Source organism: Streptomyces sp. NPDC054961, from assembly GCF_053609145.1.
In genome coordinates this window covers 125,796-143,931 of sequence record NZ_JBSGWY010000003.1, presented here as the reverse complement: position 1 = coordinate 143,931, position 18,136 = coordinate 125,796, and the positions used below count along the sequence as shown (strand labels likewise).

General features: G+C 71.4%; 19 protein-coding genes. 9 read left to right on the top strand and 10 right to left on the bottom strand.

All coding sequences use genetic code 11. The features are described from left to right. Positions 1-143: 143 nt before the first annotated feature. From ACWF9Z_RS04790 to ACWF9Z_RS04775, 4 genes are all read right to left on the bottom strand, one after another. The gene (locus ACWF9Z_RS04790) at positions 144-593 is read right to left on the bottom strand and encodes an ester cyclase (RefSeq protein WP_403722286.1); all 450 of its coding nucleotides are present in this window, start codon (positions 591-593) and stop codon (positions 144-146) included. A gap of 71 nt (positions 594-664) precedes the next feature. After that, positions 665-1,369, bottom strand: coding sequence for a 3-oxoacyl-ACP reductase FabG (fabG, locus tag ACWF9Z_RS04785; RefSeq protein WP_453597475.1), 705 nt, complete (start codon positions 1,367-1,369; stop codon positions 665-667). Between the two features lie 13 nt (positions 1,370-1,382). Then, positions 1,383-2,066 (bottom strand): HAD family hydrolase, encoded by a 684-nt coding sequence (locus ACWF9Z_RS04780; protein ID WP_453597473.1) that lies wholly within the window; start codon positions 2,064-2,066, stop codon positions 1,383-1,385. Beyond that, on the bottom strand, positions 2,063-3,070 hold the full coding sequence (locus ACWF9Z_RS04775; protein ID WP_453597471.1) for a ScbA/BarX family gamma-butyrolactone biosynthesis protein: 1,008 nt from the start codon (positions 3,068-3,070) through the stop codon (positions 2,063-2,065). Before ACWF9Z_RS04775 ends, ACWF9Z_RS04780 begins: the two co-directional genes overlap by 4 nt. A gap of 167 nt (positions 3,071-3,237) precedes the next feature. Here ACWF9Z_RS04775 and ACWF9Z_RS04770 point away from each other — a divergent pair, with 167 nt between their 5' ends. Both ACWF9Z_RS04770 and ACWF9Z_RS04765 read left to right on the top strand, forming a co-directional pair. Continuing rightward, entirely contained in the window at positions 3,238-4,848 is a 1,611-nt protein-coding gene (locus ACWF9Z_RS04770) for an acyl-CoA carboxylase subunit beta (protein ID WP_453597469.1), read from the top strand. Positions 4,849-4,861: 13 nt separating this feature from the next. Beyond that, a complete protein-coding gene (locus ACWF9Z_RS04765; protein WP_453597467.1) occupies positions 4,862-5,098 on the top strand; it encodes an acyl-CoA carboxylase subunit epsilon in 237 nt (78 codons plus the stop codon). Between the two features lie 106 nt (positions 5,099-5,204). Here the strand turns inward: ACWF9Z_RS04765 and ACWF9Z_RS04760 are convergent, their stop codons facing one another. Next, complete coding sequence (locus tag ACWF9Z_RS04760; RefSeq protein ID WP_453597465.1) at positions 5,205-6,254, bottom strand: ketoacyl-ACP synthase III family protein; 1,050 nt, start codon at positions 6,252-6,254, stop codon at positions 5,205-5,207. Positions 6,255-6,474: 220 nt separating this feature from the next. Here ACWF9Z_RS04760 and ACWF9Z_RS04755 point away from each other — a divergent pair, with 220 nt between their 5' ends. From ACWF9Z_RS04755 to ACWF9Z_RS04745, 3 genes are read left to right on the top strand one after another with little or no spacing between them, the layout of a single operon-like run. Next, complete coding sequence (locus tag ACWF9Z_RS04755; RefSeq protein WP_453597463.1) at positions 6,475-6,753, top strand: acyl carrier protein; 279 nt, start codon at positions 6,475-6,477, stop codon at positions 6,751-6,753. After that, positions 6,746-7,969, top strand: coding sequence for a beta-ketoacyl-[acyl-carrier-protein] synthase family protein (locus ACWF9Z_RS04750; RefSeq protein ID WP_453597461.1), 1,224 nt, complete (start codon positions 6,746-6,748; stop codon positions 7,967-7,969). The genes ACWF9Z_RS04755 and ACWF9Z_RS04750 overlap by 8 nt, the downstream gene beginning before the upstream one ends. Next, positions 7,966-9,114, top strand: a complete 1,149-nt coding sequence (locus ACWF9Z_RS04745) for a beta-ketoacyl synthase N-terminal-like domain-containing protein (protein ID WP_453597459.1) — start codon at positions 7,966-7,968, stop codon at positions 9,112-9,114. The genes ACWF9Z_RS04750 and ACWF9Z_RS04745 overlap by 4 nt, the downstream gene beginning before the upstream one ends. Before the next feature lie 37 nt (positions 9,115-9,151). Here the strand turns inward: ACWF9Z_RS04745 and ACWF9Z_RS04740 are convergent, their stop codons facing one another. After that, the gene (locus ACWF9Z_RS04740; protein WP_453597457.1) at positions 9,152-9,859 is read right to left on the bottom strand and encodes a response regulator; all 708 of its coding nucleotides are present in this window, start codon (positions 9,857-9,859) and stop codon (positions 9,152-9,154) included. Next, entirely contained in the window at positions 9,856-10,893 is a 1,038-nt protein-coding gene (locus tag ACWF9Z_RS04735) for a sensor histidine kinase (RefSeq protein ID WP_453597455.1), read from the bottom strand. Before ACWF9Z_RS04735 ends, ACWF9Z_RS04740 begins: the two co-directional genes overlap by 4 nt. Before the next feature lie 416 nt (positions 10,894-11,309). Between ACWF9Z_RS04735 and ACWF9Z_RS04730 the strand changes: the two genes are divergently transcribed. Then, positions 11,310-11,867: a TetR family transcriptional regulator gene (locus tag ACWF9Z_RS04730; protein WP_453597454.1), complete on the top strand. Its 558-nt coding sequence runs from the start codon at positions 11,310-11,312 to the stop codon at positions 11,865-11,867. Here ACWF9Z_RS04730 and ACWF9Z_RS04725 read toward each other — a convergent pair. Beyond that, positions 11,830-12,441: a ScbR family autoregulator-binding transcription factor gene (locus ACWF9Z_RS04725; protein ID WP_453597452.1), complete on the bottom strand. Its 612-nt coding sequence runs from the start codon at positions 12,439-12,441 to the stop codon at positions 11,830-11,832. The genes ACWF9Z_RS04730 and ACWF9Z_RS04725 overlap by 38 nt on opposite strands. A 230-nt stretch (positions 12,442-12,671) precedes the next feature. On the opposite strand from ACWF9Z_RS04725, the gene ACWF9Z_RS04720 reads away from it, so the two are divergent. After that, entirely contained in the window at positions 12,672-13,556 is an 885-nt protein-coding gene (locus ACWF9Z_RS04720; protein WP_453597450.1) for a ScbA/BarX family gamma-butyrolactone biosynthesis protein, read from the top strand. Positions 13,557-13,578: 22 nt separating this feature from the next. Then, positions 13,579-14,520 (top strand): NAD-dependent epimerase/dehydratase family protein, encoded by a 942-nt coding sequence (locus tag ACWF9Z_RS04715; RefSeq protein WP_453597448.1) that lies wholly within the window; start codon positions 13,579-13,581, stop codon positions 14,518-14,520. Positions 14,521-14,568: 48 nt separating this feature from the next. On the opposite strand, the gene ACWF9Z_RS04710 is transcribed toward ACWF9Z_RS04715, so the two are convergent. Together ACWF9Z_RS04710 and ACWF9Z_RS04705 are read right to left on the bottom strand one after the other, a co-directional pair. Continuing rightward, complete coding sequence (locus ACWF9Z_RS04710; RefSeq protein WP_453597446.1) at positions 14,569-15,576, bottom strand: SGNH/GDSL hydrolase family protein; 1,008 nt, start codon at positions 15,574-15,576, stop codon at positions 14,569-14,571. 128 nt (positions 15,577-15,704) lie between these two features. Then, on the bottom strand, positions 15,705-16,289 hold the full coding sequence (locus tag ACWF9Z_RS04705) for a TetR/AcrR family transcriptional regulator (RefSeq protein WP_453597444.1): 585 nt from the start codon (positions 16,287-16,289) through the stop codon (positions 15,705-15,707). Positions 16,290-16,412: 123 nt separating this feature from the next. On the opposite strand from ACWF9Z_RS04705, the gene ACWF9Z_RS04700 reads away from it, so the two are divergent. After that, positions 16,413-18,008, top strand: a complete 1,596-nt coding sequence (locus ACWF9Z_RS04700) for an MDR family MFS transporter (protein WP_453597442.1) — start codon at positions 16,413-16,415, stop codon at positions 18,006-18,008. Positions 18,009-18,136: the final 128 nt, after the last annotated feature.

The window sequence follows — 18,136 nt, the reverse complement described above, 5'->3', positions numbered from 1 at the left end:
GTGCGCCTCCCCCCCCCCGGCCGCGCGCGTCGGGGGGCGCTGGCCCCCCCCGCTCCCCCTCCCGGGGGTCCCGCCCCGCCCCCCCCCCGCGGGGGGGCCCCCCCCCCCGCGGCGGGCCCCCCCCCCCTTCACGTGTTCGCCGGTCAGGCCGCCGGCGCGGGCTTGGGAGCCCCCTTCAGCGGCTTGGTCCAGGCACCGATCTGCCGGAAGAGCTCCAGGTCGTCACGGACCGCCCAGTGCTCCGCCACCTTGCCGTCGGCTATGCGGTACACGTGCAGGTGCTGCACGCGCACCTCCTTGCCCGTCGCGGCCACGCCCATGAAGTCGGTGACGTGCCGGCCGGTGAAGACGAGGCGCAGCAGCGCCTTGTCCCCCTTGGCGAAGGAGTCGACGATCTCCCAGCGGGCGTTCTCCCACACGCTGCGCATCCAGCGCGCGGTGTTCGCGTACGCCTCGGGGCCGCGGGGGGAGCCCTCCGGGGCCTCGTGGTCGATGAAGTCCTCGGCCACCAGGCGGCGGGCGACGTCGTCGTCACCGTCGTTGAAGATCTTGCCCATGTCCACGGCGATCTGCAGTACTTCTTCGTCCGTCATGACGGACTCCTCTCGGGTAGGGAAAACAGGGGAAACGGGGGGAAGGGGGGAAGCCGGGGCGGGGGCGGGGCTCACTGGCCCATGCCGATGCCGCCGCCGATCGGGATGGCCGCGCCGGTGACGTAGCCCGCACCGTCGCTCGCGAGGAACTTGACGACCTCGGCGACTTCCTGGGGGGTGCCCGTGCGGCGCAGCGGAGTCTGGGAGAGCAGCTGCGCCCGGCGCTTGTCGGTGACCTTCTCGATCATCTCGGTCTCGATGAGGCCGGGGGTCACCATGTTGACGGTGATGTTGCGCGAACCCAGTTCCCAGGCGAGCGAACGGGTCAGGCCGAGCATCCCGGACTTGGAGGCCGCGTAGTTGGACTGGCCCGGCGAGCCGAGGAAGCCCATGATCGAGGAGATGAAGACGATCCGGCCCCGCTTGGCGCTGATCATGGAGCGGGACACCAGGCGGGCCATGCGGAACGAGCCCACGAGGTTGGTCTGGATGACGTCCTCGAAGTCCTCGTCCTTCATCATCGGGGCGAGGCCGTCCCGGGTGATTCCGGCGTTGGAGACCAGTACGGCGATGTCCCCGAACTGAGCCTCCACCTCGGCCACGGCGCGGCGCGCGGACTCGGGGTCCGTGACCTCGCAGCGGACGCCGAACAGGCCGTCGGGGGCCTCGCCGCTGCGGGAGGTGACGGCGACCTTGTCGCCGTTCTCGGCGAATGCGCGGGCGATGCTGAGCCCGATCCCCCGGTTGCCACCAGTGATCAGAACGGTGCGTGACATGTGCTCTCCTGTTTCAGGTGGTCGCAGGACCGGCGGTGGTCCGCGGCGCCAAGCGGTGGGCGAGTTGCTCCGCCGCCGCTTCGGCGCCGGTGAAGTGGATGGCCTGCCAGCCCGCGGCCCGGGCTCCGGCGCAGTTGCGCTCGATGTCGTCGACCAGCAGGCACTCCCCGGGTTCGACCCCGGCGAGCCCGGCGGCCACTTCGAAGATCCGCGGGTCCGGCTTGCGCGCCCCGATCTCGAAGGACAGCGCCAGCCCGTCGAACAGGGTCTCCGTCCCGTCGGGGCAGATCATCTGCCGCCACAGGGGGTCCCAGGCGGGCGGCATGTTCGACAGCAGTCCTACGTAGACACCGGTCGCGCGCAGTTCCTCCAGATGCGCGCGCCACGGCTCGTTGGTCTCGCGGCCCTCGAACCAGCGCTTGCCGAAGCCGGTCAGGTCGGTCTCGATGCCCCGCTCGCGCAGCTCGGCGTTCATCCGCGCTGCCCACTCGTCCTCGCTGAGCAGCGGGGTGTCCAGCGGGGCCATCAGGTCGTTGCCGAAGGGCGCGGCCACCGCGGTCATGGCCGCACGCATGGCATCGGCGGGGATCTCCGTACGGAGACAGAAGGTCTCCAGGTCCTGGTCGATCGGTGGGGTCAGGACCCCGCCGAAGTCGGTCCACACCGCGCGGACGGGAAGCAGCCGGTCGTCGCTCACAGCGCCTCCGTCGTGGTGGTCGGGAAGGCGAAGGTCAGAGAGGTGCGTGCCACCACGGCGTCCTCCTGGTGGAACTCCACGGCGCACTCCGTGGGGTGGCCCGTTCCGGGCGCGGCCGGAGCCGGCGTCGCGGTGGCCACGATGGGGGAGTCGAGCTCGGCGAAGCGCGTGAACTCGGCGGCGCAGCGGACGACCGCGGCGCCGGTCGGCACTCCCGCCAGGTGGGACAGCTGCCGGGCGCCTTCGGTGAGGACCATCGCGGGGATGTGGTCGTAGGTGTGATCGAAGAGGCTGGCGTTCTCGAACCTCGGCTCCACCAGCGCCGACACGGCGGAGCCGGTGCCACCCGTGCGGACCGGCTCGCCCAGTACGACGTTGAGCGCGCTACGGCGCCCCACGGCCGCGGTGTCGGCGGCCCGGGGCCGCGGCACCACGCCGAGGTCGGCGGTGACGGGAGCCTCCGACCGGCGCTGCAGGAAGCGGAGTTTGCCGTAGTCGGAGCTCTTGGACGCTCCGACGTCGATCCGGGTCCGGCCCACGGGCCGGCCGCCGATGGACAGGGCGACCGAGGAACCGACCCCGCGCAGGCGGCCGTTGCGGCCCGCCGAGGGGGTGACGGTCCCGGCCAGCTCCAGTTCGCCGGGCCGGCTCCCCGGGGCGAGGGCGTCCAGGTCGTCGAGTTCGATCGACCAGTTGTGGACGAGGAAGGCGGTCTCGGCGGAGACGCCCAACTGCCGGTGCGCCGCCGCGACCCCGGCCTGGCGGGCGGCCTCCAGCAGCAGCAGGAAGTCGTAGGACACCGGGTCCCGCAGGTGGTCCCCGAAGTAGGCGTGCCCCAGCGGCAGCTGCGCTCCGGCGGCGAACGTCTCGTCGCCGGTCGCCACCAGGTCCGTGACGAGCACCTCCGAGACCGCCGCCCTGTGCACCAGCGAACGGTCGATGGTGCTCAGGTAGGTCAGCGCGCGGGGCGGTGGCGACGGAACCGCGTCGAGCAGCGTTGTCATGCGGAGAACTCCTCAGTCCGATGGGCTGAGGTCATCATTCACCCGGGATATGGAAGCTCCATTGGATCCGCATCAAACGGCCCGGAACCTCATTCTTTTAGTCAACTTCCATGACGGCCGCACATTCTGTGTCCGACGGGAACATCGAGAAATGGGAGTGTTTTTCAATGACCGCTTTGGATGATCGCCCGCTCGCCACGGCCCCGGTGATATCGCCGCCGGAGCGGCCCGGCATGGAGGAGCGGACGGCCGAGTTGCTGCGCCTGCGCCAGGCGGTGCGCAGCGGTCCCGGGGCGCAGGCCACCGAGGCGCAGCACGCCCGCGGCAAGCTGACCGTCCACGAACGGCTGGAGCTCCTCTTCGACGAGGGGACGTTCGTGGAGATCGAGGGGCTGAGGAGGCACCGGGCGTCCGGCTTCGGGCTGGAGGGCCGCCGCCCGCACACCGATGGCGTCGTCATCGGCTGGGGGCGCATCCACGGCCGTACGGTCTTCGCGTTCGGGCACGACTTCCGGATCTTCGGCGGCTCGCTGGGCGAGTCCCACGCCGAGAAGATCCACAAGATCATGGACATGGCCGAGGCCGCGGGCGCTCCGCTGGTCAGCCTCAACGACGGAGCCGGGGCCCGCATCCAGGAGGGCGTCTCCGCGCTGGCCGGCTACGGCGGCATCTTCCGCCGCAACGTGCGGGCCTCGGGTGTGATCCCGCAGATCAGCGTGATGCTGGGGCCCTGCGCCGGCGGCGCCACCTACTCGCCCGCGCTGACCGACTTCGTGTTCATGGTGCGCGGCATCTCGCAGATGTTCATCACCGGACCCGACGTGGTGGAGGCCGTCACCGGCGAGCGGGTCACCCAGGAGGAACTGGGCGGCGCGGACCTGCACGCGGCCGTCTCGGGCGCGGCGGCCTTCGCCTACGACGACGAGGCCTCGTGCATCGAGGACGTGCGGTACCTGGTCTCCCTGCTGCCCGCCAACAACCGCGAGCTGCCCCCGACGGCCGAGCCCGCGGCGGACCTGGACTCCCCGGACGAGGAACTGCTGCGACTGGTGCCGGCCGACCCCAACCAGCCCTACGACATGCGCGAGGTGATCGCGCGCCTGGTCGACGACGGGGAACTCCTGGAGGTCCACGAACGGTGGGCTCCGAACCTGCTGTGCGTACTGGCCCGCATCGACGGCAAAACCGTCGGGATCGTCGCCAATCAGCCCCGGCACCTGGCGGGCGTACTGGACATCGAGGCCTCGCAGAAGGGCGCCTCCTTCATCCAGACCTGCGACGCCTTCAACATCCCGCTGGTGACCCTGGTGGACGTCCCCGGCTTCCTGCCCGGCACGGACCAGGAGAGCGGCGGCATCATCCGGCACGGTGCGAAAATGCTCTATGCGTACTGCAACGCGACCGTCCCCCGGGTCCAGGTCATCCTGCGCAAGGCGTACGGCGGCGCGTACATCGTCATGGACTCCCGCTCGATCGGCTGCGACCTCTCCTTCGCCTGGCCGACGAACGAGATCGCGGTGATGGGCGCGGAGGGCGCCGTCAACGTCATCCACCGCCGCAGGGTCGCCGCGGCCGAGGACCCGGAGAGGGCCCGGCGCGAGCTGACCGAGGAGTACAAGGAGGCGCTGATGCACCCGTACTACGCGGCGGAGCGCGGCCTGGTCGACGACGTGATCGACCCGCGCACCACCCGGGCCGTGCTCGCGGAGTCCCTGCGGGTCCTGCGCACCAAGCAGGAACAGCTCGTCCCGCGCAAGCACGGCAACCCTCCGATGTGACGGGAAGACTGAGATGAGCAAGAGAAGAACGGCCCTGCCCGTCCCGCACCTGTGCGTGGTCAAGGGCGAGCCCACCCCCGAGGAGATGGCCGCCGTGACCGCCGTACTGCTGCGCCTCGCGGCGACGGTTCCCAGCGGACCGGCCGCACGCCCGGACGCGCTGGCGGCGCTCGCGCCCGAACCCGCGCCCGGCTGGCAGCGCACCGGTCCGCACCGGCCGGCGGGGGCCTGGCGCACCTATCCGCTGTAGTGCGGACGCGTGCAGTGCGGACGCGCCACCCGGCCAGGGGGCCTGGGGCCGTTCCGAACCCGACCGGGTTCCGGAACGGCCCCAGGCCCCTTCCGCGTCCGCGGTGTCAGCCGGACGCGGCGGGGGCCTCGACCACGGCGCAGGACCAGGTGAAGCCCGCGCCGGCATTGAGCAGCAGTCCGAACTCACCGGGGCCCAGCGCGCAGCGGCTCACCACCTCGTGGAGGCCCGCCACCAGGTCGCCCGTACCGAGGTGGCCGGTCTCGCGGCCCCAGTCCACGGCGGGCGCGTCCACGAGTTCCCCCAGCACCGGGATCCACGCGTCGTCCAGGGTCTTGCGGGCCAGCCGCGGCAGCACCGCGAACCGGATCCGGGGATCGTCGGCGGCGAGCCCGGCGTCGCGCAGGGCGCCCGTCACGACGTACCGGATCATCTCCCGGTTGGTCTTCTTGAACGGCTCGACGCCGTGCTCGCGCAGGTACACCCGCTTGGTGCGGCGCATGTCGACCACGGGGTTCTCCCGGGGCAGCCGCCCGAACGGGTCCGCGCCCCGGTGCATCAGCTCCAGATGCGGTGCGGCGCCCGTGTGCAGGGCGCGCAGTACGAGGTCACCGGGGGCGGCCGGGCTGCGCAGCAGCACCGCCGTGGCGGCGTCCCCGTAGGCGGCGCCGTAGTCGCTGCGCCACCGGTCGAAGCCGGGCAGGGCGAACCGGTCGGCCGTCGTGACCAGGGAGTACCGGGGGGCCGGCCCCTCCTCCTCTCCGGCCGTCAGCCGGGCGGCGGCCAGTTCGAGCGCGGCCGCGCCGCCGTTGCAGATCTGCTGGATCCCGATGGGAACGGCCGCGTGCGCGCCCAGCTGGTGGGCGATGTAGTGCGGCGGCGACCACAGGTCGTGGCCCTGGTAGTACATCCAGGCGTGCAGCAGCAGCGACACCTCGGCTGCCGGCACCCCGGCGCCGTGCAGGGCCTCCCGGGCGGCGAGCACGGCCATCTCCGGGGGCGAGATGTCGCCCGCGACGGGCAGCCGCGGGCTCCCCAGCTCCTTGGCCGTGCGCGCCTCGACCCGGCGCTCGGCCACGGCGTTCTCTGCGGTGTCCTGGTGCCCGGGCAGCCACAGGGCCACCGAGGCGATGCCTACCGGCACGGGCAATCTCATGCGAGGAGCTCCCTCTGGTTTCGGCAGCGGGACGGTCCCGTCCCCGACGCGTTGATTCTTTACAGTCGAAATCGAATGCGCGTAGAAACGTCCTGGAAGTTGAATGCGAATCGGCCGGACGGTCTTCTCTCCACCGCTCGGGCTGTGGCAGCATCAATTTCCGAAGGCGCCAGCCGAGAAATCCGATCGGCCGAGAATTCAAAGAGCAAAGGAATTTCACATGTCCGGCAACCTTGCCGTGGAACTTGCCCCGGAGCTTCGCGACCGCGTCCGCGAGATCATCGCGGACGTCCTGGAGGTCGAGCCCGAGGAGATCCGGGAGGAGCACAGCTTCGCCGAGGACTTCGAGGCCGACTCCCTGCTCGTCATCGAGATGTTCTCCCGCTTCGAGCGGCAGCTGCGCCTGGAGATCCCGCAGGAGGAGCTCGTCGACCTGGACGACCTCGCCACGGCCTACGCCCTGATCGCGCGTCACGTGACCGCGCCGTCGGGTGTCTGACACGCAGCTGCGTCGCGTCGCGGTCACCGGCCTCGGAGCGGTGAGCAGCCTGGGCATGGGAGCCGGGGCGTTCACCGAGGCCATACGCGAGGGACGCAGCGGAATCTCGCAGATCAGGTCGTTCGACAGCACCGGGTTCAACCACACCCAGGCCGGTGAGGTCCACGACTTCCGCCCCGAGGAGTACCTGAAGGTGCTCCGGCCCGAACAGTGGGGCCGCAGCAGCCAGTTCGCGGCCGCCGCCGCCCGGCTCGCCGCGCAGGACGCGGGCTGGGCGCCCGACGCCCTGTCCGCCGCGCGGGCGGGCAGCGCGATGGGCACCACCAACGGAGAGGCCCAGGTCTTCCAGGAGCTGACCGAGCAGTGGCTGGAACACGGGCTCGACCAGCTCGACGTGGACCTCGTCACCCGGGCCACCGCCGACCGCATCGCCTCGGCCGTCAACACGGAGCTGGGGCTGCACGGTGAGGCCCAGACCTTCGGCACGGCCTGCTCCGCGAGCAACTACGCGATCGGCTACGGCTTTGACGTCATCCGCAGCGGTGCGGCGGACGTGATGGTGGTCGGCGGCGCCGACGCGGTGAACCGCGCCACGCACGCCGGCTTCCACCGCCTGGGCGCCATCGCCGCGGACCTCTGCCGCCCGTTCGACGAGCACCGCGGCGGCATCATGACGGCGGAGGGGGGCGCCGCACTGGTCCTGGAGTCCTGGGACGGCGCGGTCGCCCGCGGCGCCCGGATCTACGCCGAGGTGCTGGGCTACGGCATCACCTGCGATGCCAAGCACCCGACGCAGCCCGACCGCGACGGGATCGCCGAGTGCATCCGGCGCGCCCACCGGGACGCCGGGGTGAAGCCGGAGGAGGTCGACTACGTGTGCGCCCACGGCACCGGGACCTCCGCCAACGACACCACCGAAGTCGCCGCCGTGCGCGAGGTGTTCGGCGACCACCTGCCCCCGGTCAGCTCCATCAAGTCGATGCTCGGCCACACCATGGGCGCGGCCAGCGGTTTCGGCGCGCTGGCCTGCTGCATGGCCCTGTACGAGGGCTTCCTGCCGCCGACTTCGACGGTCCGGACGGTGGACCCGGCCCTCGGCCCCGACCTGGACTGCGTGCCCGGACGGGCCCGCCCCGCCCAGCCGAGGATCGTGGAGAACCACGGGTTCGCGTTCGGCGGGAACAACGCCATCGTGATGCTGGGGAGGCCCGAATGAACGCGACCGCCGCGCCTGCGGTGAGGATCACCGGCTACGGAGTCCTGAGCGCCGCCGGAATCGGCGGCAAGGCGCTCTACGAGGCCGTCCGGTCCGGGGAGTTGCCCCCCGGCGACGCGGACGCGGCCGAGGTGCTGGCCGGTCAGCCCGTACCGCCGGTGCCCCTGCTTCCCGTACCGGACTTCAATCCCCGGGAGCACCTGGGCCGCAAGGGGCTCAGCGCCCTGAGCCGGACCAGCACCCTGGGCATGACCGCCTCCGAGATGGCCCTCGACACCCTCGCGGCGCTGGTCGAGGAGTCGGAGCGCGGGGACACCGGCGTCGTACTCGGCAGCAGCACCGGCAGTGCGCGGGCGTTCGCCGAGTTCTTCCGGGACACATACGAGCTGGAGCGGCCCTACCTGGTCAGTCCGGCGCTCTTCCCCGGTCTGCTGCTCAACCACTGCGCCAGCCAGGTGGCCATGCGCCACTCCTTCACCGGCCTCAACGCCTCGCTGGCCGGCGGACACGTCTCCGGTCTGTCCGCACTCCGCTACGCCCGCAACGCCCTGGTCACCGGCCGTGCCACCCGGCTGCTGACCGGCGCCGTGGAGGAGCTCAGCGCCCAGTCGGCCTGGGCCTGGCACCGCGGCGGTGACCTTCCCGAAGGTGTGGCGGTGGGTGAGGGCAGTGCGGTGTTCGTCCTCGAGGGCGCCACGGGAACCTCGGCCCACCTGGCCGAACTCGCCTCCTGCGAGGTGGCCTTCAGCCCGCTGGGCGAGGGACCCCTGGCCGTTTCGGCGGCTCTCGCGCGCTGCGTGGAGGACGCCCTGACCGCGAGCGGATGCACGCCCGCCGACATCGGCGTCGTGTCCTGCGGATCGAGCAGCCGGCCCGGCTGGGCCGCGGTGGAAGCCCGGGGCCGGAACCGGGCCCTGGCCGGCCACGCCCCGCCGGTCCTGCGCGTACAGGACGTGCTGGGCGAGACCCACAGTGCGAGCGGCGCACTCCAGCTGGCCGCACTGCTCGGCTACTGGGAGGCCGACGGGGCTGCCGGACCGGGCGACGGGCCGGGTACCTCCGGCAGCTGCGGCCTGATCACCTCCGTCGGGCACGACGGTGCGGTCGCGGCGGCCGTGGTCAGGCGAGCGGCATCCTCGGTCTGACCACGACCGAACGCCGGAACGCCGGGGCGCGCAGCGGTCACGGGGACGTACTCCTTCGGGGGTAGGGGCCCCAATGGCCGCTGCGCGCCGCCGTCGGCAGGGTCGGCGAAGGAATCAGGCCCGCCTGCACCGCCTTGTTCACCGCGTCGAGCCGGGAGACGGCCCCCAGCTTCCGGAAGACGCTGTTCAGGTGCCGCTTGACCGTTCCCTCGGTGATGTGGAGGCCGTCGGCGATCTGACGGTTGCTCATTGCCGCCGCCACACCGACCAGTGCCTGGCGCTCCCGCGAGGACAGGGTGTCCCGGCCCGGGGCCGTGGCGGCCGGAGCACGGGGCACGAGGACCGTGGTGTGCGCCGCCTGCGCGAGGGTCCGCTCGATCGCCATGAGGAGCTCCTCCCGGTCGATCCCCTTGTGCAGGACGCCGCGGGCACCGGCGGCCAGTACTTCATTGACCAGGCCCGGCTCCGCATAGGCCGACAGGCACAGCACCCGGGTGCGCGGGGACACGCCGAGGATGTCGCTGACCGTGCCGGCGCCCCGGCTGTGCGGCATCTGGAAGTCCAGGAACAGCAGGTCGGGATGGACGGCGGCGGCACAGCGCACGGCTGCCGGCCCGTCGGCGGCATGTCCCACCACGGTCAGCGAGGGCTGCGCCTCGAGCAGGTCGCCGAGCGTCTCCCGGAACAGGTTGTGGTCATCGGCGAGGACGATGCGGGTCGGCGCCGCGACGGGGGTCCCCGTCACGGCCGGACGCTGAGCGGCAGGTGGATCTCCACGCACGTGCCCTCGCCCGGGTCGCTTCCCACGCGGAGCCGGCCACCGAGGTCCTCGGTGCGTCCCCGCATCGCCCGCAGCCCGTGCCCGGTGCCCGTCTCCGCCACGGCGTCCTCGAGGGTGAAGCCAACCCCGTCGTCCTGGACGCGTGCGTACAGCCAGCGCCGGGTGGTGCGTACGGTGACCTCGATCCGCTTGGCCCCGGCGTGTGCGAGGCAGTTGCGCAGTGCTTCGCGCAGGACGAGGAACAGCTCGTGGCGGCAGTGCTCGGAGGCCAGCGTCTCGTCGCCCGTCACCCGGAAGGTCACCCGGGCCCCCGACCCCATGTCGGACAGCCACTGCTGGAGGGCGTCGCGGACCGGCGGCGTGGAGGAGCTCCGGCGCAGGGCGCCGAGCAGGTTCCGGTTCTCCTGGGCGGCCTCGCCCAAGGCCCTTTTGGCGACGGCGAGATGGGGGGCGGCCCGGTCGGGGTCGTCCTCGCCCAGTTCGATCCGGTGCAGCGCCACGGCCAGCGCGTTGCCGAGTTCGTCGTGGAGCCAGCGGGAGAGCCGACGGCTCTCGCTCCAACCGTCCTCGCCCTGGCGCAGGGCGAACTCCGCGGTCCGTATCGCTTCACCGAGCATCCGGACGACGGCGACGCCGCGGGCCATCGCGGCGCCGTCGTCGGCGGTGCCCCTCTGGGTCGCCTGGAGCAGGGCGCATTCGAGCAGCAGGGTGCCGGCGGCGGCCAGATGCCGCGGTACCGAACCGCCCGCCACCGGCTCGGCGGGGCCGGGCGCCGGGAGTACGGCGTCCCCGGTGTCCTTGGTGTACCCGGCGTCCTCGGGGGAGGGGTTGCAGGCCGCCCCGGCGCGCTGCAGGACGCGGCGGGCGTAGGCCACACAGGAGTCGTGGAGCTGGGACGCGTCCGGCCGTTCCGGGAGCCGGAGCGAGGGGAGCGCGAGGGTGAACCGCTGGAGGATCGCCTCGGCGTCGGTCCCCAGCAGGCCGGCCGCTGGTGTCACTCGGGCCTGAACGGGCCGTTCGGCAAGGGCCGTTGGCGTCCGGGGTCTGGGCAGGAGCCGCGTCGCCGGTGACGCGGCCGGGCTGCGGGTCGCGCGTACGAGCCCCTCGTACAGAGCTTCCGCGAACACGGGGGCGGACGAGCTGTCCATCGAACTCCTCAACGTCACTCAGCGCCCTCGGGGGCTCCACTAAGGGCTTCGACAGTAAACAAACAGACTTGTCTGGTTGTCAAAGTTCTCCGCGCTGCCCCAACGGGGCATCTGCGCCCGCTAATCGGGATAAATTGCGTCAATCAGGATCGAGATCGCGAAGGGTTCGCCGCGCTGTGTTCCAAGAGGCAGACAGACTTGTCTGTTCTGGCTGTGGGGTGGTTGACTGACCGCACTGGGCCAAGACCGGGAAGGGGTAGCGCCGGATGCAGGAGCGCGCCAAGCGGACGCGTGAGGCGCTCATTCGCGCAACCGCCGAACTCATCGGCAACGAAGGCCTGAACGCTGCCGGGTTGGTCAACGTCTGCCGCACGGCGGGGGTCAGCAGGGGGGCCCTGTACCACCACTTCGACACGATGGAGGCGCTGGTCGCCGCCGTCCGGCTGCAGGCGCGCGAGGAGCTCGGCGTCCTGATCGAGGACGCCTTCGAGACCCCCTCCTACGCGGGGGCCGCCCGCTTCAGTACGTCACTGGGCCGGGCTCTGGGCGAGGACGTGACCCTGCGGGCCGGCCTGCAGCTGGGCCCGAGCGGATCCGGTGGGAGCCCTCGATTGTTCGACGAGGCGCTCGGCCTGGTACGGCGCAGGGTGAGCGAGTGCGAGGCGGACGACCTCGCCGACCTGGTCATGGTCGTCACGGCGGGACTGGAATCCCTCGGCCGCCGGGACGCCGTCTGGTGGGACCCGGGGACCGCGGAACGCGTCTGGTTGCTGCTCGAGCCCCTGCTCAGCTCTCCTCGGCCGGGGTCGTCCGCAGACGGTTGATCATGGCGGGGGTGGCGAAGCCGGGCAGCAGCAGCCGCCACATCGACGACACGCGTCCGAGAAGGTCTTCCCGCCCGGTGTAGACCTGGGACATCAACTGGACGCCGGTGAAGGCCCCGACGATGAACTTGGTCAGCTCGTCGAGGTCCGTGCCCGGCAGGATCTCCCCCTGCGCCTCGGCCTCCGCCAGGAGACCGGCGATCGCCTCGTACGACCACTGGTACGGAGTGCGCTTCGGGTAGGTGAACGAGGTCTGCTCGACGGTGAGCCGCACACTGGCGCGCAGCACCGGATCGCACTGCAGCCGTCGGGCGAACTCCATGGTCAAGTCGATGGCGGCCTGCACCTTCATGCTGTGGGGCGGAGCCACGAGGGCTTCCGTCTGCGCCTCCACCAGCGCGATCGCGATGGCCTCCTTGGAGGGGAAGTGGTGGTACAGGGCCCCTCGTGTCAGCCCGGTGCGGGCGAGGATGTCGGTCGTGCTCGCCCCCTCGTAGCCCCGCTCGTCGAAGACCTGCGCCGCCGCCTCCAGAATCGAGCGTCTGGACCGCGTTCCCCGCTCCTGCCGCACCACCGGCTTCTCCTCGCTTTGATCTATATCACTTTGAAAACCAAACATACTTGTCTGTATCTTAAGGGCTCCGGATGATCGTTAGCCAATCTGCGGGCTGCCCGAACCGTTGGTCAGTCCGCTGGCGAAGAGACAGGGCACTTTGGATGCAGACCAGCAGGACAAATCTCGCAACCCTGAGCAGGCCGACTGTCTACGCCCATCGCAGCATCGCAGACGGTACCGGGGCGGCCGTGTCGCCCCTTCCGCTCACCACCATCGTCCCGCGTGAGTACGTACACCGCGCCTCCGTCTCCGAGGTCTTCCTCACCCACTGGGAAACAAACAGCCCCGACAGTTTTACGGTGAAGGCGCAGTGGCCGCGCGGGCACGCGCTCTTCGTACCCTCCGGCGGCTACCAGGACCCCCTGCTGCTCGTCGAGTCGGTGCGCCAGGCCGGCGCGCTCCTGTCCCACGCGGAGTACGGGGTCCCCTTCGGGTACCAGTTTCTGATGAGCGACATGGCGTACTCCGCACAGGCGGGCGCCCTCGCAGTGGGGCCGGTCCCCACCGAGGTCGAACTCCTCGTCGACTGCTATGACATCGTCCGCCGGGGCACCCGGCTGGCCGGCCTGCGCTACCGGGTCACCGTGATGAGGGACGGACTGCCCCTCGCCGTGGCCGAAGCGGCCTTCACCTGCGCCAGCCCCTCCGTCTACGAGCGGCTTCGTGGGGAACGGGGAACCGTCGCAGCCGCGCCGTCAGCGCCCATCGCACCCGCTCTGGTCGGCCGTGTCTCCCCCCGCGACGTGGTCCTGTCCGCGGGCGACTCCGCGTGGCAGCTGCGGTTCGACACCACGCACCCCATCTTCTTCGACCACCCCGTCGACCACGTCCCCGGCATGGTCCTCATAGAGGCGGCGCGACAGGCCGCCCACGCCGGCGCCGGCCTGCCCCACGCCCTTCCCGTCCACCTCACCAGCGCCTTCGAGAGGTACGTGGAGTTCGACGCCCCCTGCTGGATCGAAGCGGAGGCCGGCGCACCGGCCCCCGACGGCCGCGTCACCGTCGAGGTCCGGGGAAGCCAGAACGGCCGCACGGCCTTCACCGCCGCAGTCACCCTCCAGCCGCACCACTGACACCGATCGAATGGGGGAAACCGTGCCACAGATCGTGATCACCGGAGGTTCCGGCTTCATCGGGAGCCACGTCACCCGTCACGCCGAGAGCCTCCACCTGCCACTGCGCCTCATGTCCCACCACACCCGGGTCCCGGCCACCGCTCCCGGCACCGACATCGTCCGGGGCGACCTGCGCGATCCCCGGAGCCTGCGCGGACTGTGCGAGGGCGCGGAGGTACTGATCCACTGCGCCTCGCAGATAGGCGGCCCGCGCGAACTCTGCGAAGCCGTCAACGCCCGCGGCACCGAGGCGCTGGTGGAGGAAGCCCAGCGTGCCGGCGTCTCGCGCATCGTCTACCTCAGCACCGTCGCCGTCTACGGCCGCGGCAGCTACCGCGAGACCCGTGTCGAAGACCTCGTGCGCGACCCCCTGTCCGACACCTCGCGCACCCGGGCCGCCGCCGAGGACGCCGTCCTTGCCGCCGGAGGCATCGTCCTGCGCCCCCACCTGGTGTACGGCGCCGAGGACACCAAGGTGGTCCCCGCCCTGGCCCGCCTGCTCCTGACCATGCCCGGCTCCGTGGAGGGCTGGGCCCGGCGGACCTCGGCCATCGCGGCCGAGGACCTCGCCCGGGTCCTGGTCGCCACCGCCCTGGCACCCGCCGGACGGCTCACCGAGTCCGTCTACCACGCCAACCACCCTGAGCCGGTGCTGTGGAGCGACCTGCTCCGGGCCGTCTCCACGGCCCTGTCCCTGCCCCGGCCGGACGCCGACCTCACCGTCCCGGAGGCCAGGGCCTTCCTGGCGGCGAGGGGCATCCCCTCCCACGACCTGGACATGCTGACCACCGACCACTGGTTCGACAGCAGTCCCATCTGGACCGCCACCGGCTGCGTCCCCGGCCCCGGCTTCACCCACCGCTTCCCCGGCTATGCCGCCTGGTACCAGGACTCGCTCTCCGGACGACCGACCGCGGCGTGAACCGGCGCAGCTCCCGTCGGGGGCCGGCCCTGCCGTGACCGGCTGCCGTCAGCGGGTGTTTCTGCTCGCCCCCAGTGCGGCCAGGGCCTCGGTGACGCGGTCCGCCTGGTGGGTGGCGCCGTGGAGGTTCGGGTGGAGGACGGTGCAGGCCTCGCCCCGGGCCGGGATGGAGCGGCAGGGCTCGGAGGGCGGATCGCTCTGCTCACCGGGCCCGGTCAGGCTGTCCTTGATCCCGTACATCCAGCGCTGGTCGGCGGCCGCGCACACCCCGTGCCCGGTGCTGGAGGTGTAGGTATCCACATACACCGCGCCGCCGCCCCGGGCCTGCTCCCGCAGGAGGGCGTTGACCCGCCGCTCCAGGCCGTCGAGCCAGGGCATGTCGCCCTTGGTGACCGTTCCGAGCTGGTGCCAGGACCCCCAGCCGCAGCCCGCGGACTGGTCCACGACGGCCGGATACCCGACGACCGCCACCCCGGCGCGCGGGGCGCGCGTGCGGATCTCCTTCAGCAGGGCCGCGAAGTCGGCCTCCAGTGCGGTGAACCGGGCGTCGAGCGCGGCGGCGCCCCCGCCCCGCGCGTAGTGATCGGTGCACGGTGTCCCCGTACCGAAAGAGGCCAGGCCGCGCTTCACGCAGGTCTCCACGATCTCGGAGAAACCCACCGAGTTGCCGCCGGCGCCGACCGTGACGAGATCGGCGGCGGCCGTAACGGCCCTGATCTGCGCCGGTTTGGCGGCCCATCCGCCCGGTGGGGGCACGGACGGTGGCCCCTTCAGCTCGGACTGCGGACCCAGCAGCCCCGCTCTGACCTCCGCGGCGGAGCAGGTGACATCGGTGAGCCTCAACTTCAGCCGCCGCGCGGCCTGGTGGGGATAGTCCTGCTCGGAGCGGCCGCATCCGTCGGTGTTCCACGGGCGCACGAAGGAGGCGGCGCTGTAGGAGTCCCCGAGTGCCACGTAGGAGAGAGGGCCGGCCGCGGCCGGCGCCTGCGGCGCGGGAGCGGTGGCGAAGACGGCTGCCGCAGCGGCGGTGGTGACGGAGAGGGCGAGACGCATCATGACGGCGGACCTTTGGCTCGGGCGGCACCGCGGCCCTTCCGCAGCGCACATCACCAAAAGTAGCCGAATTGACTACGGAGAGTAATAATCTGGGGTTTTGTTCGTTCGATCGAGTGAACGAGGGGCGGCTACGCCTGCCCGTGGGCCTGGGTGATCAGGTCCGTGGCGACCTCCAGGGCCGCCTGGCGGGTCTCCTCGGGGTCGCCCTCCACGTGCTGGAGGAACATCATTCCCGCGTGCAGGGTGAAGAGGGCGCTCACGCAGCGGACCTGGTCGACCAGCGGGGCGCCCTCCTGGCCCGTCCGCAGGAGGTCCACCAGGGCGAAGAGGCGCTTCTTCACGGTCTCGCCGATGCTCAGCTCCCGCAGCGACGCCTGGTTCTCCTGCATGAAGCGGTAGAGCGAGGCGCCGCCCGCCATCGCCTCGCTGTAACGGCGCAGGACCTCCTGCTTCGTCTCCAGCGTGCGCGGCTGCTCCTCCGCCCAGCGGATCAGCTCGTCGATGGGCCGGGTCAGGTCCTCGAACAGGCTGATGATGATGTCTTCCTTGGTCTTGAAGTGGTAGTAGAGCGCCGCCTTCGTGACCTCCAGCCGCTCCGCGATCTCGCGCAGCGACGTCTTCTCGTACCCCTGCTCGGCGAAGAGCTCCAGTGCGACGTCCTGGATGCGCTGACGCGTATCGCCGCGGCGTTGCTGTGGACGGCTGCTGGACATTGGCTCCCCAAACTACTTACTTGACGCCCGGCTAGTTACGGGTCTACCTTCCCCAGTGTAGTGAACTAGCCGGGCGGCAAGTAAGTGCCGGGGACCGGTGCACGTGCGCCAGGGGAGTGGGACATGGTCGAGAACACGAAGAAGGCGGACACCTCGGAGGGGGTGAAGCCGCGCAGCGTACGGGTCGTCCTGATGGCCCTCATGATCGCGATGCTGCTGGCCATGCTCGACAACATGATCATCGGTACCGCGATGCCCACCATCGTCGGCGAGCTCGGCGGCCTGGAGCACCTTTCCTGGGTGGTCACCGCCTACACGCTGGCCACCGCGGCCTCCACCCCCATCTGGGGCAAGATCGGCGACATGTACGGGCGGAAGGGTTCCTTCCTCACCTCGATCGTCATCTTCCTGATCGGCTCGGCGCTCAGCGGCATGGCCCAGGACATGGGCCAGCTCATCGGCTTCCGCGCGATCCAGGGCCTCGGTGCCGGTGGTCTGATGGTCGGCGTCATGGCGATCATCGGCGACCTGATCCCGCCCCGTGAGCGCGGCAAGTACCAGGGCATGATGGCCGGCGTGATGGCCCTCGCCATGATCGGCGGACCGCTGGTCGGCGGCACCATCACCGACCACATGGGCTGGCGCTGGTCCTTCTACATCAACCTCCCGCTCGGCGCCGTGGCCCTCGCCATGGTGACCGCGGTCCTGCACCTTCCCAAGAAGAAGGACCAGGGGAACCGTCCGAGGATCGACTACCTCGGCGCGGCGCTGCTGACCATCGCGATCACCTCCACCGTCCTGGTCACCACTTGGGGCGGCACGGAGTACGCCTGGAGTTCCGTCGAGATCATCGGCCTCATCGCCGTCGGCATCGTCTCCATCGCGGCCTTCATCTACGCCGAGACCAAGGCCGCGGAGCCGGTCATGCCGCTGCACATCTTCCGCAGCCGCAACTTCACCCTGATGGCCGTCATCGGCTTCCTCGTCGGTTTCGCGATGTTCGGCGGCGTGCTCTACCTGCCGCTGTTCCAGCAGTCCGTCCAGGGCGCCTCGGCCACCAACTCCGGCCTGCTGCTCCTGCCGATGCTGCTCTCGATGATGGTCGTCTCGCTGATCGCGGGCCGCGTCACCACGAACACCGGCAAGTACAAGATCTTCCCGATCGTCGGCGGCGGGCTCATGGTCGCCGGGCTCTTCCTCCTCGCGACGATGGACACCGGCACCAGCCGCCTGATGTCGGGCGTGTACATGGCCGTCCTCGGCGCCGGTCTCGGCTTCCTGATGCAGATCACGATGCTGGTCGCGCAGAACAGCGTCGAGATGAAGGACATGGGCGTCGCGTCCTCCTCGGCGACCCTCTTCCGGACGCTCGGCGGCTCCTTCGGCGTGGCCCTCATGGGTTCGCTCTTCACCAGCCAGGTCACCGACACCATGACCGAGCGCCTCGGCCCCGAGGCCGCCGCCAAGGCCGGCTCGGCCCAACTGGACGCGGCGAGCCTGGCGAAGCTCCCCGGCGTCGTCCGCGAGGCCTACCAGCACGCGGTGGCCGCCGGCACCCACTCGGCGTTCCTGCTCGGCGCGGGCATCGCCCTCCTGGGCTTCGCGGCCGCCTGGTTCGTCAAGGAGGTCCCGCTCCGGGGCGCGGGCCCGGCCGGCGCCTCTGGTGGCGGCGCGGAGCAGGAAGCGAAGGCCGCACAGGCGGCGTCGATCGCCCACTGATTCACCCCCCCCAGCGCGCACGAGGCCCGGGCCCGCGCCGGGGGAAACAACCCCCCGCGGCGGCCCGGTGTTGGGGGGCGCCCCCCCGGGCCGCCGGCGGGCGGCGCGGGCGGGGGGGGGGGGCCCCC